Source organism: Chryseobacterium sp. SIMBA_028, assembly GCF_046535285.1.
Classification (GTDB): Bacteria; Bacteroidota; Bacteroidia; order Flavobacteriales; family Weeksellaceae; genus Chryseobacterium.
Map to the genome: position 1 here is coordinate 427,237 of NZ_JAWRWZ010000002.1, position 14,721 is coordinate 441,957.

Genomic DNA, 14,721 nt, shown 5'->3' on the forward strand with positions numbered 1-14,721 from the left:
AAAAATTTACACGTGAGAAAGTTATTAGCAGCAGTTTGCATTTCAGTTTCAGCATTCAGTTTTGCTCAGGATTATTCTGTACCGGCAGCAAGTCCGCGTCAGAAAGTTGAGCAGCAGTTTTCAATGTCTAAAATCTCTATCGACTATGGAAGACCGGGAGTGAAAGGACGTAAGATCTTCGGAGAATTGGTTCCTTATGGTCAGGTTTGGAGAGCCGGAGCTAACTCGTCTACGAAAATTACATTCGGGCAAGCCATTAATTTCGGTGGGAAAACAGTTCCTGCAGGAACATACGGATTATTCATCATTCCTACAGAAAAAGAATGGAAAGTAATCTTGAACAAGGATTTCCAACAGTGGGGAGCTTATACTTACGATCCTAAACAGGACGTAGTAGATGTTACCGTACCGGTTAATAAACTAACCGACAAACAGGAGTGGTTTGAAATTACCCTGAATCCTATGGACGAAAACACAGGAAACTTAGTGATCAAATGGGATATGGCTCAGGCAGAAGTTCCTTTGAAGCCATCAAAATTAGACACTGTTATCAAGATTTCGGATAAATTGAAAGAAATCAAGAAAATAGAATCCGATTCTACTAAAAAGAGCTAAATAATGAATTTTTCTGTTCAGTCCGTTTTAGAGAATGAAGAATTTCAATTAATCCCCTTACAGCAAGGGGATTTTGAATCTTTATATGAAGTAGCATCCGATCCTAAAGTATGGGAACAGCACCCTAACAAAGATCGTTATCAGAGAGAAGTTTTTGAAAACTTTTTTAGAGGAGCCATCGAAAGTGGGGGAGCTTTTAAAATCATTGAAAAAGCAACCGGAGATGTTCTAGGAAGTAGCCGTTATTATAACTTTGATGAAAATGACAGTCATATTTTCATTGGGTATACATTCTATGGAACCAAATCATGGGGGAAAGGAATTAATCCAAAAGTTAAAAAGCTGATGTTGGATTATATTTTTCAGTTTGTAAACAAAGTTCATTTTCATATTGGAAAAGAAAATTTCCGTTCGCAGACAGCATTGGAAAGACTTGGAGGAGTGAAAATAGCAGAAGAGGAAGTAGCTTATTTTGCAGAGCCCACAAGAACTAATTTTGTATACGAAATTAAAAAAGAAGACTGGAAATGAAAAAATATAAAATCCAGCAATCTCCATTCGTCGTTCCTACTACAGACGGAAAAGTAATTGAAGAGCATTGGGGAAACTCCACCGGAAATTCTAATGTTTCTATTGCTCATATGGTGGCTCCGCCGGATTGGAGTGAGCCACATCAGACTCCTGAATTTGATGAATTTACTTATATTATTTCAGGAAAAAAACAGTTTGAAATAGATGGAGAGATGGTAATACTGGAAAAAGGGAGCAGCATCCTTATTGAAAAAGGAGCAAGAATCCGTTACAGTAATCCGTTTTCAGAACCATGTGAATATCTTGCCATTTGTCTTCCAGCCTTTTCTATGGAACTGGTGAACAGGGAAGAAGAGCGTGTGGATTAACACATGCATGGCTACACAAATTTGCCCTGAATGCAAGGAAGATTCTTTTACGTGGTATATAGATGATGAATCTTTAACCCATTGGGAATGTAATTCTTGCAGCTACCATGCTTTAGAAAATGAAAACGATGAATGTATTTGTAATCGTTGTGGAAATAAAACAAAAACCAAGCTAAAAGATTTTTTCAAAGAATACTGGTGGTGCTCTAACTGCAATACAATAGGACAATAAAAGAACTATCTCAAAAGTGAGATAGTTTTTTGTTTTAAGACTGAATTCATTAGTATCAAAAAAATATTTTAAATATCAGTCAGTTATATTTTAGATAAAGATATTTTTACCTGTTAATGCCCATTGTCATTAATTATTTTGTAAGTTCGCGCGCCGAAAATTACTTGGCATATTTAGCTTTTTAATAAAATATATGAAGAACAAATTATCAATTGTACTATTGTTAGGCATCGCGCTTTCTACAACTTCTTGTGCTACCATGTTTACCGGAACACAAGACCCAATTACCTTTACCTCCAATCCTGCAGGAGCTACCGTATTTCATAAAGGTATTGAAAAATGTGTAACACCCTGCACTACAAAGATCCCAAAGGTCATTGAGTAAACAAACCATTACATTTCAAAAAGAAGGATTTAACAGTGAAGAAGTTAAGCTGGACAAGAAATTTAATCCGGTAACATTATTGAACATTCTTTTTGGAGGAGCAATAGGGGTGGGAATTGATGCTGCAACAGGTTCTCTGACAAAATATTCTTCTAAAAAATATGAAGTTGAACTAGAAGCAAAACAGTAGTAAAATTGAGTATTTGCCAATATAGAAATGTACCAATGAATGGGTTACACCAAAACATTGGTACATTGTTAAACTGATACATTGTTATATTAAATTTACTTCAGTATTTCTTTCAAAAACAGAAGCGTATGCTTCCATGCTCTTTTAGCCATTATCTCATTATAATCCGGTGATTTGGGATCTGTAAAAGTATGCTTGGAATGAGCATAGGTAATGATCTGCCAATCAGCATTTCCGTCATTCATTTCCTTGATGAGGTTATTATAATCCTCAGGCGTTACACTTTTATCCTCAGCAGGATTTTCAATCAAAATCTTAGCATTTAATTTTTCATTTTTTCTGCTTTGATCTCTTCCCAGACTTCCGTGAATAGAAACTACTCCCGCCACAGGCAAATTACCTCTCGCAGATTCTAAAGCACCTGTTCCCCCAAAACAATATCCAATGACCGCTGTTTTGTCAGAAATAGCACCATTGTTCTTCAATTGCTCCAGGGCAAGAGAAATCCTTTTTTGATATTCCGCGTAATTCTGTTTATAGTATCCTGAACTTTTAGCGGCGCTTTCATTATCAGCAGGAATTTTACCCTCGCCATAAATATCAGCGATAAAAGCGATATATCCTTGTTTTTCAAGTTCCAGAGCAGCGGTTTTTGCTTCCTGGTCAATACCTTTCCATGCCGGTAAAATAAGAACACCCGGTAGTTTTTTTCCTGCATTGGACGTAATTAAACCATTCAGATTTTGTGAGCCATCTTTATAGGAAACCGTTTTAAGATTTTGACCGAATATTGTTCCTGAAGCCATGAGGAATGTGGTTAATAAAATTGAACGTATCATATTTTTTTATTTTGTAATAGAGTTAAGCAATTCTGCGTTGATGATCTGGCCACAGCCTCCCATGGGGTTGGGCTTTCCAACTATATGAACACCGTCTAAGTCAGCTGTTCTTGTTGTATCAATAGGTTTTAATCCTAGTATTGGGCAACCGTTGTTTTGTCTTGTACCTGATTCCTTTGGACAGCGATCAATATAAAAAGGAACTCCATCATGATCTTCATCAGAAGAACAAATTTTCTTACCATATGTTTCACAACACTTTTTTAAAGACTCTTTATCTTTACTATTTTGAGCCTTAAAATTAGCAGTTACCAATAGTAGTAAAAGTAAAATAATCTTCATATCAATAAAAATATCCTCAACTAAATTACGAAAATAACTTAATTGAGGACTTTATATTTTAGATATAGAATATTTTACAGTGTAATACCTAGCCTGGCAAGTGCCAGCTCAAGATTAGTGTCAGGCGTAATCTGAATGGTTTCAAAGCCCAGAGATTGCGCCATTTCAATATTCTTAGGATTATCATCAATAAAAACAGATTCACCTGCCTGAATGTTGTATCTTTCCAGCAATACATACCATATTTTAGGATCAGGCTTAATAAGCTTTTCAGTTCCGGAAACCACAATTTTCCCATCGAAAATCTGGAAGAAATCATAATTTTCTAATGCATAGGGGAACGTTTCTGCAGACCAGTTCGTCAATCCGAATAAATGATAATCCGTATTCTCTAACTTGCGTAAAACTTCAACATTTTGAGGGATATCGCTCTTCAACATGGTGGTCCAGTTATCATAATACGCACGAATTTCCTTTTCCCACTCAGGAAATTTTTTCACCTGAATCTCTGTTCCCTCCGCTAAAGTTCTTCCTCTGTCTTGTTCAATGTTCCATTCGTCCTGTGCAATATTTTCAAGGAAATATTCCATTTTTTCATCATCCTTGAAATAGTCTTTAAAGAAATATCTGGGATTCCAGTCCATCAGAACCCCGCCGAAATCGAATATTATGTTTTTAATTTTCATAATTAATAAAATGTTGTTCAGTTGTTATTTATATTTTGATTATCCTTTTATACATTCTTTCCAGGACAACAATATTGCTTTCCAGTCTTCTAATGGAATTATTTTTTTTGGATGACCTTCCTGCCATAACTCAAAATGGATAGGAGTGATCCTTGCAAACCAATAACTTCCCAAAGCATTGCTTCCATAATCCGGATCGTTGATTTTATGAAAATTACCTGAAGTGGTTAAATCTAAATCAGCTATAAAATCTTCAATATCATCAGGATGTCTAAATCCTGTGATGTAATTGGCAATTGGATCTCCGGAAACAATTCCACAAAATTTTTCTGATGTTTTTTGCATGACTAAGCCATACTTTTGTAATATTATCTTGTTCAATGTCAGAAGAATTTAATTTTGCAATACAAAAATCAAGAAAGTTTTTTATTTAAGCAGTTTGGAACCGATAAGTTTAGAAAAGTTTAACATGATGGAAACAGAAATTTTGTAATCTAATATCTGTTAGATGTTCAGGTTTGAAATGTTATTCAGGTTTATAAAACACATACTGCTCGTTTTCATAATAGGCATGAATGTGCTGTAAACCATTTGTTAAAACAATTTCTTTAGCTCCGATAATGGAATTGTATCGGGCCGTTTGTTCAAATGTTTTTTCCGTTAATTTGATTTGAGGAGCCTTGCATTCAATCAGGATAACAGGCTCTGTTTTTTCAGTAACCAAAAGGTCTATTCTCTTGGTCAAACCATTTAGAACAATCTTTTTTTCGGTGATTAATGCCGATGTAGAGTAGGATTTTACAGTAAGATAGTAATGTATCCAGTGCTGCCTTACCCATTCTTCAGGAGTGAGCAGCAGATAAGTTTTACGAACCAAATCATAAATAAAAAACTTATCTTTGTCTTTCTTGAATTTAAAATCAAAAGTTTCCTGAAAATTCAGTTTTGGAAGTTCCATTAATAAGATGAAAGAATTAGATTTAATCCTCAAAAATATTAAAAATAAAGAAGTTTTACCTATTTATTTTTTCCATGGAGAAGAAGCCTACTTTATTGATGTTGCTGTAAAAGCCCTTGAACACAACTTTTTGGAAGAGGATGAAAAGGCCTTTAATCAGACCGTTACTTACGGAAAAGATACCTCTTATCAGGAAGTTCTTTCCCTGGCGAGGCAGTTTCCGATGATGGGTGATAAGCAGGTAATCATTGTAAAAGAAGCCCAGGATCTGAAATTGAACGAAGATGAAAACAGAATTCTGGAATCCTATGTTGAAAACCCTGTACCTTCCACGGTCTTGGTTTTTGCCCACAAGCATAAAAAACTAGACAGCAGAAAAAAAGCAGCCAAAGCTCTGGATAAAGCCAAAGTTCTTTTCCTAAGTGAATCTGTAAAGGAAAGTAATCTTCCCAAATGGATTGCAGATGAGTGTGTGAAACTTAAAATAAAAACGGCACCCAATATTTCTCATCTTTTGGCAGAATATCTTGGAAATGACCTTTCAAGAATTGCCAATGAACTGAATAAACTGAAGATCATCCTGAGAGAAGGGGAAGTTCTGGACGGAACTATTATTGAAAACCATATCGGAATCAGTAAGGAGTACAATATTTTTGAGCTTCAAAAGGCTTTGGGAACAAAAAATGCCAATGCAGCCTTTAAAATTGCTCATTTTATGGGTAAGAATCCAAAGAACAATCCTTTTGTAATGATGCTGGCAAGTCTTTACAATTATTTTTCAAACGTTATTATTTATCAGACGATGGCAGGGCAGTCGCCACAGACCATTGCCTCTCAAATGGGAGTGAACCCTTATTTCATTAAGGATTATGCAGAAAGCGCAAGACTTTATCCTTTAAAGCATGCGACAAGAGTGATTTCCATTCTAAGAGAATTTGATATGAAAGGGAAAGGCCTTGGAGCGGTAAATATGGGAGAAGCAGAACTGATTAAGGAACTGGTGTATAAGATTATCAATGTAGATAAAATTAAGATGAAAGTTTAAGTAAGCGTGCTGAGATGAGGTTGATAAACCGAAGCTTCTTGGAGAGGAAATAGAGTTGTGTGTTTTTTTATTTAACTATATATTAATGAAAAAAAATATTTTTCTGATTGCTTTATCCGTATTTTTAGTAAGCTGCACAACCAGAAATATAGCGGCAGAATCGGTAAAAAACAATCACTATAAATTAAAACAATCATCTGATCAAAAAGCTGTACTTATTCTATTTCCATGCTTTCCCTGTGATACTGAACACACCCAAACGGAAGCCGGATTTCTCAAAAATATTGAAAATAAAGGCATTACTACTTTACTTTTAAATGATAACCAAAGACTGTTTTTAACCGAATCGGAAAAAGAGGAATATGCAAAGTCTCTCAATACGATTTTGGATCAGAAGAAAATTAAAAAAGAAAACATCTTTATAGGTGGTTTTTCCAGTGGTGGAAACGTTGCTTTATTGCTTTCGGCCTATTTAATTAAAAAGCATAATGCCATTCAGCCCAAAGGACTTTTGGTAGTAGATTCTCCTGTTGATTTGGAACAATTGTATCGCAATGCAGGGAAAGATATCATTGCCAATGCTGATCCAGATGCGGTAGAAGAAGGGAAATTCCTAACTGAGCTTTTTGAAAAAAAATTGGGAAAACCTAATGAAAACCCTGAAAAATATAAAATAGCTTCCCCCTATTTGATCTCTGGTAATTCTATTGAGAATATTCAATACCTAAAAGCTGTAAAAACCCGATTCTATTGTGAACCCGATATTGAGTGGCAACAAAATAACAAAGGCAGAAAATTTGAAGATCTTAATGCCTTTATGCTTAAAAAAGTCAATGAATCACTTGGAAATCTTGGAAATCAAAAATCAGAATATATTGAAACAAAAAACCGTGGTATAAGAGCCAACGGAAAACAACATCCTCATTCATGGAATATTGTGGAACAGGATGAATTGGTGAAATGGATGCTGGATTGAAATTTAAAGTATGAGGAAGTGAATCCTAATTGTGATTTCTAAACCAAAAGTCTTACTGGGCACAGAGTCTGCATGTTATCTATTCATTGACAATCTGCATATCTCATATTGACAACTATCATTAAAATAACTTTAAAAAGACAGTAAAAATTACGAAATTAGCAGTCTTAATTTAATTAAATCTTTTTGAACAAATAGATTATGGAGCAAAACATTTTAGATTGTGTGATCGTTGGATCCGGACCCTCTGGTTTCACAGCTGCCATCTATGCAGCAAGAGCAGACTTGAAACCTGAATTATATACAGGTTTGGAGCCAGGTGGGCAATTAACTACAACTACTGAGGTTGATAACTTTCCAGGGTATCCGGCGGGGATTACAGGTCCTGAAATGATGATGGATCTGCAAAAACAAGCAGAAAGATTTGAAACCAAGGTTCATTATGAAATGATCACTAAAGCTGAATTTTCTAAGGAAGTTGGCGGAGTTCACAAACTTTATGCAGGAAACAAAGAGATCCTTGCTAAATCAGTAATTATTTCTACGGGAGCTACAGCAAAATATCTAGGTCTTGAGGATGAGAAAAAATATGCAGGAGGTGGTGTTTCTGCTTGTGCTACATGTGATGGATTTTTCTACAGAGGGAAAGACGTTGTGGTAGTAGGAGCAGGAGATACAGCAGCTGAAGAAGCTACTTATTTGGCTAAATTATGCAGAAAGGTAACATTGTTGGTGAGAAAAGATGTTTTCAGAGCTTCAAAAGCAATGATTCACAGAGTAGAAAGCACACCGAATATCGAAGTGAAATTCCATCACGAATTGATCGGGATTGAAGGAGAAAATAGTTTAGTAGAAAGAGCCGTGATCATCAATAACCAAACTCAGGAGAAATCTACAGTAGATGTAGAAGGGATCTTTATTGCAATCGGCCACAAACCAAACACGGATATTTTCGTAGGTCAGGTAGATCTTGATGAAAACGGATATATCTTAACTGAAAAAGGTTCCACAAGAACTAATCTTCCAGGAGTATTTGCTGCAGGGGATGTTCAGGACCATATCTACAGACAGGCTATTACAGCTGCAGGAAGCGGATGTATGGCTGCGATGGATGCAGAAAAATACTTGGCTGAATTACACTAATACTCAGTTTTAAACGATATAAAGCGTGCCCAATGGGTGCGCTTTTCTTTTTTAGCTATTTTTTATTGGAGACTCGCAAAGACGTAAGAAAATCAAAGATTTTTAGCCAACGATGTGTAATTAATTTTCTCGCAGATATGGCAGATGACGCGGATTTTCCATAACCATCTACTTAATCTCCAAAATCTGCGAGAGATTCTAACAATACAAAATGTTCAATTTTATTGTAGATACAATCATTACGCTTTAAAGAAATATGTTTTTAAAGCCAATTGCTCCCTTGTGAATTTCCAACTATAGATATGATGTAAGTGTAATTTTTTTTATTGAATTCGTGAAATGTGTTATGGAAACATTGATATATTTGTGAAACTTCAAATTGAAGTAGATTTGCATTCCATTTTATATAAACTGAACAAAAACGAATAAAAAATGAAAAGAGTAACCGCTATTGGGGGAATTTTCTTTAAGTGTAAAGAACCTGAAACCGTAAATGAATGGTATAAAACCCACCTTGGAGTAGAAACCAGTCCGTATGGAGCCAAATTTGATTGGAAAGAAGTAGATTCCAATAAAAAAGGATATACATTATGGAGCCCTTTTAAAGAGTCTACCCAATATTTTGAGCCATCAACTAAAGACTTTATGATTAATTATCATGTAGAGAATATCGAAGCATTGGTGGAAGAATTAAAAAAGGAGGGCGTTACAATTCTGGATGAAATTGCTACCTATGAATACGGGAAATTTGTTCACATCATGGATCCTGAGGGAAATAAAATTGAATTATTCGAGCCGGCAGAAGAGTAGTGTTCAACGTAAACCAAATAAAAACGGCTTCTTTTCAGAAGCAGTTTTTTGATCTTTGGATCAATAATTAATCCAAAATATATATTTTCTTTTCTTTAAGATTAAATCCTATTTTTTTACCAAGCCAGTTAATACTTGTTTTGCCCTCATAAATCAATCCTTCAACAAAAAAAACATTTGGTTTTTCAACTTTTGTAAACGAATTAGAAACAGAAGCTATATTTCCTTTGTAGAATTTATTGGTTATTGTCGGATTAAATTCACTTTTCTTTTCGATAAGCTGTAGATCTTCTTTTTTTATACCCAAAGTACTCATAAGACGCTCACTCAGCCAGAAAGAATCATTACCTGCTCCGGAATCTAAAAGAACATTGATTTTAAATGTATTGTTCACGAGAACATAAGTTGAAATGTCCAATGACTTATCTGCATTCGTAGACAGTTGTATATCCAATACTTTATTTCCGCTCAACTTATCTTTTGGAAAAACAATTTCCTTGTTGGTATAATCTATAATGAATTCCGTATCATAAAGCATTGCCAAAGAAATTAACCCGTCTATTCCCTTTATTTCCATGTTGTGGATAGCATACCAGGTATCTTTAAATTTTTTCCCGTTAAAAATAATTTCTTTTGATTTAAACATGGGAACTGTAATTTCCTCACCGGTAGCCCGAAAAGAGGTTAAAAAATTATAGGAATCTTTTTGATCCAGGTTCTTAGAAAAGTTTTCCAGAAAAAGATTAACACCTCCACCTGTATCAAAAATGAAATTTCCTTTTTTACCTTCCACTTCGGCCTGTACAATCAGGTGTCCGGATGGCAATATGTTTAAGGGACTTTTTTGCGCCAATGCAACAGAAGAATATAGAAATACGGATGCGGTAAGAACCGATCTTTTAATGAATAATTGATTAAACATCTGAAAATATAGTTATTGTTTTTAGTTATGTCCATGAATGATGAACTCTACAAATATAATATATTCATTTGAACCTGTTGGTAAATCAATATGTATGGAGTGCAGGAAAGGGGGAAGTTGTTTTTTATCGAGAAACTCTTTATAGACGGCAGATTTGATTTACTTAATATCTTTCGAATTCAGAATTAATGAAAAATAATTCCCTTGATTTCTAGTCTATTATTAATTTTCGTTAAAATTTGTTCTATAAAAGTTTTGCAGAAATTAAAAATCGTTCTATATTTGCACCACTGAAAACAACGGTATAGCCGGAGTTTAGGGAGAGATGGCAGAGTGGTCGATTGCGATAGTCTTGAAAACTATTGACTGTAACAGGTCCGGGGGTTCGAATCCCTCTCTCTCCGCTGAAAAGCAAGAGTAAAACTCAAAAAATGCTTAAAAAGCTATTAAAACCTGCAATTTTAATTAATTGCAGGTTTTTTGTTTTTGGCCTAAATAGCCATAATTTTTAAAAACACTCAAAAACAATGTGGCAACTTCGTGGCACTTTTAAAATTCCAAAATAATTGCCACAGAAATTGACGTAAAAGCCTGTAGACCAACGGGTAAATAACGTTAACGACTTGACTCAAAGACACTTTAATTCGACATTTACTAATATTTAAAAATTGTTGAATTATGCTGGAAAACAGTTATGGGTTAACCTTCTTTCTGAAGACCCCAAAAAGAAAATCTGATATGATCAGGTACGTTTATTTGAGAGTTACTGTTGATGGAATACCTAAAGAGACTTCCACCAAAAGGAAATGGGATATTAAAAGATGGGATCAGAATACGGAAAGGGCTGTAGGGACAAGAGAGGATGCTAGAAGTCTTAACTTTTTTCTGGATTCATTGGTGAATAATGTCAGTAACTATAGAACTGAATTGATCAATGAAGGAAAGACAATTACGGCACTGCGCATTATTGAATTTGTGAAAGGTAATAATCCGTCAAAATCTAAAGTACTAGAAGAGTTTCAGAAGCATAATGATGAAGTGTTTGCCTTAGTGCCTAACGAATATGCTATTGGTACTCATACGCGTTTTGTGACCGCTCGGGCACATGTACAGGAATTTATTCTTTTTAAATATCAAAAAGAGGACCTTGAGTTTCGAGAACTTAATTATGAATTTATCAAAGAGTATGAAATGTACCTAAAAACCGTAAGGAAATGTGGAACTAATACAACTTTAAAATATATAGCGAATTTCAAAAAGATTGTTCTACGTGCCATTGCTAAAGAAATTATTCCAAAGGATCCGTTCCTATTATTTAAGGGTAAAAAGATCAAAATTTTAAAAGAGCCTTTAACCCGGGCAGAACTTTATTTGCTAGAAACAAAGCAATTTGATAGTGAACGTCTAAGCACGGTAAGAGACATCTTTGTTTTCCAGTGCTATACGGGGCTGGCATATGTTGATGTTAAACAGTTAAAAAAGACTGACATAAAGCGGGGAATTGATGGAGAACTTTGGATTATGAGTAACAGGCAGAAGACAAAATCGAATACCGATATTCCATTGCTTCCAAAGGCTATAGAGATCATCGAAAAATATGAAAATCACCCCGTTTGTGTCGATCGAGGGTTGGTACTTCCTGTAAAATCCAATCAGAAAATGAATGAATATCTCAAAGAAATTGCTGTGCTGAGCAAAGTTTACAGTACGCTCAATACACATAAAGCAAGACGTACATTTGCAAGCACCATCACACTAAACAATGGTGTACCTATTCATGTTGTCAAAGAAATGTTAGGGCACCACTCAATATCACAGACCGAGGATTACGCTATTACAGAGCAGGAGACAATTAGTAGGGAAATGCTTCAGCTCAGGAATAGATTGTCTGGACAACTTAAGGAGGAAAGTAATAATAGATTTTCGTCATTGTTGGAACAATTTGAAAATGATTTGGCAAATTTAAAACGAAGTCATCAATTAGGAGAGCATAACCGTTTTAATGAGAAATTTGCGCAATTTGAAGAAAGATTAATTAAATTCAAGACTGATTTTAATTAAAAATATTTTAACATCCCATCAGAAAAAATAGAGCCTTCAAGGCAATAAAAATTCAACGGTACTACGATATCCAGGGTGATAATTCGGGGTGTATTTTATATAACCAAACTCCTGGATTTGTTTAAAATATTTGTGATAGGTAGGAAGGGTATTGATATGCGAAAGCGACATCAACCTGCTTCTGCTTACCCTTATAATGTTGCATTCATTTTGTAAATAGGCAAGCTGTACTAACGCAAGAAGAAGAGCTATATGCCATACATTTAGTCTGGAATCATTTGATGCCATTTGTATGAAATTTAACCAATAGGCTGCATTATTTACTTCCATCTTCGAATAATTTAAGTAAATCGGTTCTGCTGTAATAATAGGAGCCCATTACTTTACGAAAACGTATTTTCCCCGTTATCCGTAAATTCTGAAGACTAGCAGGAGATATATTCATTATTCGCCTTATAGCTTTGCTACGTAGCCAATCAATATCAAATTCCTGCTTATCAATACCTTTCTTATTTAAGATTTTTTGTAAGTCACATACTATTTCTAATCTTAGTTGTCTTAAGTGATCTTTTGTTATTTGTTCCATTTTTTTATTGTGAATTTGAGAGATTACATTATTGAATATTTATACTGTCAGAGTTTGGAATAGTAAGGCTTTTATTTTCTTTGTTTTAGTATCAAAATTGTATTGTAAAATATCTTGAGAATTAGAGTCTAATATTATTTTTTTAGAAAATTTTTCATCATCAACCGGTAAAAAGGCAGCTAAGGTATAGCGGCCAGCCATCTTCTATTTCCATCCAAAAGACTACAGCATAAACGGTCTCCACCCTAAAGGTACCCTCCAATTATTCCGTTTCCTTTTGGCTTTTCGCATTGTCCGCTTAGATTATCTGCTTTCTTTTTTCCGGTTTTTCTTTTGAAAAACATCTACAGAAGCCTTATGACGGTTTTAATAAAGGAAGGAGAAAAGGTGGAAGAATAAAGACATTAATTAAGTGCGGGAAATATCAGTCTCTGCCGTACTCAGAGCAAAAAAGATGAGATTTAATGTAGTTAATGAAATTAAATTAAGTTATTCCAGAGAAGGGAACTGTGAAAGATTAATAACTGACTCAAGAGATGCTGTTGATGTTTTCAGAGAACATTTTGATAGTGATGAAATTGATTATAGAGAATCATTTTACACGCTCTATCTAAGTCAGGCGAATAAAGTTTTAGGAATAAAGAAAATTTCTGAATCCGGAATTTCCTCAACTATTGTAGATGTTAGAATTATTATGCAGGCTGCTCTTTTATGTAATGCATCATGCATTATTATTGCGCATAATCATCCTTCAGGAAACTTAAAACCGTCAACTGATGATGTAAAAATGACTCAGAGAATAAAAGAAGCTTCAAACTTTCTCAATATACAGTTGCTAGATCATTGTATTCTAACCTCTGCCGAATATCTTTCATTTGCAGATGAAGGGATGTTGTAGTTGTTTTTACATATAAATAATACAAAGAGAACGGCGATTAAAAATTGCCGTTCCTTTGTGAAATTCTCGGACGAAAAGACCAGTCCATCTCTTTGATCAGAAGGGTCTTTTCGTTGTAAAATAAAAAAAGATTTTTTGGTATTGGGCTTCAATAATCAAATAGTATTGATAGGTTTTTCTTGATTAATCCTGTGTTATAGACACTTATTGATGTTGTTATAAACGTGTTTTACTTCATTTTAAATGGACATCCTCAGCAATTTTAGCATTAATCAGATCTTTATTTTTAATCCTGATTTTCTGATGACGGCCACCATTTCTTTCGAATATTTCAATTTCCAATACCTGACCATCCAGCAAGGTAAATTGATCCAAAAGATAAATAGCCTTTATTTCACTCTGATGATTGACAACAGTAATTGGTTCATATGAACGCAGTGGTGTTAGAACTTTATCCTGAACAACTGTGCGTTTCAGTCTTTTTTTATCAGCTATTTTGAAATTGATAAAATCAACATTATAATTGATATTACTTGTGTTTTTTACCTGAATGATAAAATAAAATTTTCCGTCATCTACATACAGAGAATTTAATAAAAACTGAATCCCAAAACTTTTTGTGCTGATATGTTTAGTAGGACGCTTAGTATTTTTATACAGTATTCTCATCATGTCTTCGGTAAGCGACGATGAGCCTCCTGCGAGTTCTTCAAACAGCACGTCGGTAGAATATCCCTTTTCAGTAGTCCTTTGTAGCTTCAAAAGGTCATAATTAAGTGTCTCGGGATAAGAACTGTATAAAACATCAAAGGTGTAGAATTTTCCATCCTGAGTAATCACCGAAAAGTTTGTTTCTTCATCAAAATCTTTTACTGAAGATTTTATTCTAAGGACATTTCCAATTTCATCCGCTTTGCTGGCAATTAGATCATTACTTCCTAAATCCACATAGCGGATCGGAGAAGGAAATAAGAGATGGGTCGTTTTATTGTATGTGATTTCCATTTTGTAAGGTTCTAATCTCGCCTGATTGAGGGAATTAAGACCTGTTGTTTCCTGAGCACTTATTTTATATGCTGATAAAATAATCAGCGCTGATAACAGCCATTTATTTAGTATAAATATCATTGTTTT

The 14,721-nt window shown here is 34.5% G+C and carries 20 protein-coding genes and 1 tRNA gene; 13 read left to right on the forward strand and 8 right to left on the reverse strand.

The window, feature by feature from the left end:
- The first annotated feature begins 12 nt into the window (after nt 1-12).
- The 6 genes from SCA31_RS04105 to SCA31_RS04130 all read left to right on the forward strand — a co-directional run bounded on the left by SCA31_RS04105 (nt 13) and on the right by SCA31_RS04130 (nt 2,321).
- The gene (locus SCA31_RS04105; protein WP_410695568.1) at nt 13-615 is read left to right on the forward strand and encodes a DUF2911 domain-containing protein; all 603 of its coding nucleotides are present in this window, start codon (nt 13-15) and stop codon (nt 613-615) included.
- A 3-nt stretch (nt 616-618) separates the two neighbouring features.
- Nucleotides 619-1,146, forward strand: a complete 528-nt coding sequence (locus SCA31_RS04110; RefSeq protein WP_410695569.1) for a GNAT family N-acetyltransferase — start codon at nt 619-621, stop codon at nt 1,144-1,146.
- Nucleotides 1,143-1,514 carry a cupin domain-containing protein gene (locus SCA31_RS04115; RefSeq protein WP_410695570.1) on the forward strand — a complete coding sequence of 124 codons (372 nt, stop codon included), beginning with the start codon at nt 1,143-1,145 and terminating at the stop codon, nt 1,512-1,514. The genes SCA31_RS04110 and SCA31_RS04115 overlap by 4 nt, the downstream gene beginning before the upstream one ends.
- 7 nt (nt 1,515-1,521) lie before the next feature.
- Nucleotides 1,522-1,746, forward strand: coding sequence for a hypothetical protein (locus SCA31_RS04120; protein ID WP_410695571.1), 225 nt, complete (start codon nt 1,522-1,524; stop codon nt 1,744-1,746).
- A 193-nt stretch (nt 1,747-1,939) separates the two neighbouring features.
- A complete protein-coding gene (locus SCA31_RS04125; protein WP_410695572.1) occupies nt 1,940-2,131 on the forward strand; it encodes a hypothetical protein in 192 nt (63 codons plus the stop codon).
- Nucleotides 2,124-2,321 (forward strand): hypothetical protein, encoded by a 198-nt coding sequence (locus SCA31_RS04130; protein ID WP_410695573.1) that lies wholly within the window; start codon nt 2,124-2,126, stop codon nt 2,319-2,321. Before SCA31_RS04125 ends, SCA31_RS04130 begins: the two co-directional genes overlap by 8 nt.
- 95 nt (nt 2,322-2,416) lie before the next feature.
- Here SCA31_RS04130 and SCA31_RS04135 read toward each other — a convergent pair whose 3' ends face one another.
- From SCA31_RS04135 to SCA31_RS04155, 5 genes are all read right to left on the reverse strand, one after another.
- On the reverse strand, nt 2,417-3,160 hold the full coding sequence (locus tag SCA31_RS04135) for a dienelactone hydrolase family protein (RefSeq protein WP_410695574.1): 744 nt from the start codon (nt 3,158-3,160) through the stop codon (nt 2,417-2,419).
- A gap of 6 nt (nt 3,161-3,166) precedes the next feature.
- Complete coding sequence (locus tag SCA31_RS04140) at nt 3,167-3,502, reverse strand: hypothetical protein (protein ID WP_410695575.1); 336 nt, start codon at nt 3,500-3,502, stop codon at nt 3,167-3,169.
- A 74-nt stretch (nt 3,503-3,576) separates the two neighbouring features.
- Entirely contained in the window at nt 3,577-4,188 is a 612-nt protein-coding gene (locus SCA31_RS04145) for an HAD family hydrolase (RefSeq protein WP_410695576.1), read from the reverse strand.
- A gap of 39 nt (nt 4,189-4,227) precedes the next feature.
- A complete protein-coding gene (locus SCA31_RS04150) occupies nt 4,228-4,533 on the reverse strand; it encodes a hypothetical protein (protein WP_410695577.1) in 306 nt (101 codons plus the stop codon).
- A 181-nt stretch (nt 4,534-4,714) separates the two neighbouring features.
- Nucleotides 4,715-5,146: a type I restriction enzyme HsdR N-terminal domain-containing protein gene (locus SCA31_RS04155; RefSeq protein ID WP_089733520.1), complete on the reverse strand. Its 432-nt coding sequence runs from the start codon at nt 5,144-5,146 to the stop codon at nt 4,715-4,717.
- Between the two features lie 7 nt (nt 5,147-5,153).
- Here SCA31_RS04155 and holA point away from each other — a divergent pair, with 7 nt between their 5' ends.
- The 4 genes from holA (at nt 5,154) to SCA31_RS04175 (ending at nt 9,120) form a co-directional block, all read left to right on the forward strand.
- Nucleotides 5,154-6,191 (forward strand): DNA polymerase III subunit delta, encoded by a 1,038-nt coding sequence (holA, locus tag SCA31_RS04160; protein WP_410695578.1) that lies wholly within the window; start codon nt 5,154-5,156, stop codon nt 6,189-6,191.
- A gap of 85 nt (nt 6,192-6,276) precedes the next feature.
- On the forward strand, nt 6,277-7,167 hold the full coding sequence (locus SCA31_RS04165) for a hypothetical protein (protein ID WP_410695579.1): 891 nt from the start codon (nt 6,277-6,279) through the stop codon (nt 7,165-7,167).
- A 201-nt stretch (nt 7,168-7,368) separates the two neighbouring features.
- Nucleotides 7,369-8,310 (forward strand): thioredoxin-disulfide reductase, encoded by a 942-nt coding sequence (gene trxB / locus SCA31_RS04170; RefSeq protein ID WP_410695580.1) that lies wholly within the window; start codon nt 7,369-7,371, stop codon nt 8,308-8,310.
- 432 nt (nt 8,311-8,742) lie between these two features.
- Nucleotides 8,743-9,120, forward strand: a complete 378-nt coding sequence (locus SCA31_RS04175) for a VOC family protein (RefSeq protein ID WP_410695581.1) — start codon at nt 8,743-8,745, stop codon at nt 9,118-9,120.
- A 67-nt stretch (nt 9,121-9,187) separates the two neighbouring features.
- Here the strand turns inward: SCA31_RS04175 and SCA31_RS04180 are convergent, their stop codons facing one another.
- Nucleotides 9,188-10,042 (reverse strand): hypothetical protein, encoded by an 855-nt coding sequence (locus SCA31_RS04180; protein WP_410695582.1) that lies wholly within the window; start codon nt 10,040-10,042, stop codon nt 9,188-9,190.
- Nucleotides 10,043-10,361: 319 nt separating this feature from the next.
- Here SCA31_RS04180 and SCA31_RS04185 point away from each other — a divergent pair.
- Nucleotides 10,362-10,446, forward strand: a tRNA-Ser gene (locus SCA31_RS04185).
- A gap of 274 nt (nt 10,447-10,720) precedes the next feature.
- Nucleotides 10,721-12,103: a site-specific integrase gene (locus SCA31_RS04190; RefSeq protein WP_410695583.1), complete on the forward strand. Its 1,383-nt coding sequence runs from the start codon at nt 10,721-10,723 to the stop codon at nt 12,101-12,103.
- A 316-nt stretch (nt 12,104-12,419) separates the two neighbouring features.
- Here the strand turns inward: SCA31_RS04190 and SCA31_RS04195 are convergent, their stop codons facing one another.
- Nucleotides 12,420-12,689, reverse strand: coding sequence for a helix-turn-helix domain-containing protein (locus SCA31_RS04195; RefSeq protein WP_410695584.1), 270 nt, complete (start codon nt 12,687-12,689; stop codon nt 12,420-12,422).
- 454 nt (nt 12,690-13,143) lie between these two features.
- Here SCA31_RS04195 and SCA31_RS04200 point away from each other — a divergent pair, with 454 nt between their 5' ends.
- Nucleotides 13,144-13,587, forward strand: coding sequence for a JAB domain-containing protein (locus tag SCA31_RS04200; protein WP_410695585.1), 444 nt, complete (start codon nt 13,144-13,146; stop codon nt 13,585-13,587).
- 234 nt (nt 13,588-13,821) lie between these two features.
- On the opposite strand, the gene traN is transcribed toward SCA31_RS04200, so the two are convergent.
- Nucleotides 13,822-14,715: a conjugative transposon protein TraN gene (gene traN / locus SCA31_RS04205; RefSeq protein WP_410695586.1), complete on the reverse strand. Its 894-nt coding sequence runs from the start codon at nt 14,713-14,715 to the stop codon at nt 13,822-13,824.
- Nucleotides 14,716-14,721: the final 6 nt, after the last annotated feature.

What these genes read in the sequence shown, in the direction of transcription:
- SCA31_RS04180 (WP_410695582.1), bottom strand. Translation starts at nt 10,042, where the DNA reads ATGTTTAATCAATTATTCATTAAAAGATCGGTTCTTACCGCATCCGTA.
- trxB (WP_410695580.1), top strand. Translation starts at nt 7,369, where the DNA reads ATGGAGCAAAACATTTTAGATTGTGTGATCGTTGGATCCGGACCCTCT.
- SCA31_RS04145 (WP_410695576.1), bottom strand. Translation starts at nt 4,188, where the DNA reads ATGAAAATTAAAAACATAATATTCGATTTCGGCGGGGTTCTGATGGAC.
- SCA31_RS04165 (WP_410695579.1), top strand. Translation starts at nt 6,277, where the DNA reads ATGAAAAAAAATATTTTTCTGATTGCTTTATCCGTATTTTTAGTAAGC.
- SCA31_RS04125 (WP_410695572.1), top strand. Translation starts at nt 1,940, where the DNA reads ATGAAGAACAAATTATCAATTGTACTATTGTTAGGCATCGCGCTTTCT.
- SCA31_RS04110 (WP_410695569.1), top strand. Translation starts at nt 619, where the DNA reads ATGAATTTTTCTGTTCAGTCCGTTTTAGAGAATGAAGAATTTCAATTA.
- SCA31_RS04150 (WP_410695577.1), bottom strand. Translation starts at nt 4,533, where the DNA reads ATGCAAAAAACATCAGAAAAATTTTGTGGAATTGTTTCCGGAGATCCA.
- SCA31_RS04190 (WP_410695583.1), top strand. Translation starts at nt 10,721, where the DNA reads ATGCTGGAAAACAGTTATGGGTTAACCTTCTTTCTGAAGACCCCAAAA.
- holA (WP_410695578.1), top strand. Translation starts at nt 5,154, where the DNA reads ATGAAAGAATTAGATTTAATCCTCAAAAATATTAAAAATAAAGAAGTT.
- SCA31_RS04175 (WP_410695581.1), top strand. Translation starts at nt 8,743, where the DNA reads ATGAAAAGAGTAACCGCTATTGGGGGAATTTTCTTTAAGTGTAAAGAA.
- SCA31_RS04200 (WP_410695585.1), top strand. Translation starts at nt 13,144, where the DNA reads ATGAGATTTAATGTAGTTAATGAAATTAAATTAAGTTATTCCAGAGAA.
- SCA31_RS04140 (WP_410695575.1), bottom strand. Translation starts at nt 3,502, where the DNA reads ATGAAGATTATTTTACTTTTACTACTATTGGTAACTGCTAATTTTAAG.
- SCA31_RS04155 (WP_089733520.1), bottom strand. Translation starts at nt 5,146, where the DNA reads ATGGAACTTCCAAAACTGAATTTTCAGGAAACTTTTGATTTTAAATTC.
- SCA31_RS04115 (WP_410695570.1), top strand. Translation starts at nt 1,143, where the DNA reads ATGAAAAAATATAAAATCCAGCAATCTCCATTCGTCGTTCCTACTACA.
- SCA31_RS04195 (WP_410695584.1), bottom strand. Translation starts at nt 12,689, where the DNA reads ATGGAACAAATAACAAAAGATCACTTAAGACAACTAAGATTAGAAATA.
- SCA31_RS04135 (WP_410695574.1), bottom strand. Translation starts at nt 3,160, where the DNA reads ATGATACGTTCAATTTTATTAACCACATTCCTCATGGCTTCAGGAACA.
- traN (WP_410695586.1), bottom strand. Translation starts at nt 14,715, where the DNA reads ATGATATTTATACTAAATAAATGGCTGTTATCAGCGCTGATTATTTTA.
- SCA31_RS04120 (WP_410695571.1), top strand. Translation starts at nt 1,522, where the DNA reads ATGGCTACACAAATTTGCCCTGAATGCAAGGAAGATTCTTTTACGTGG.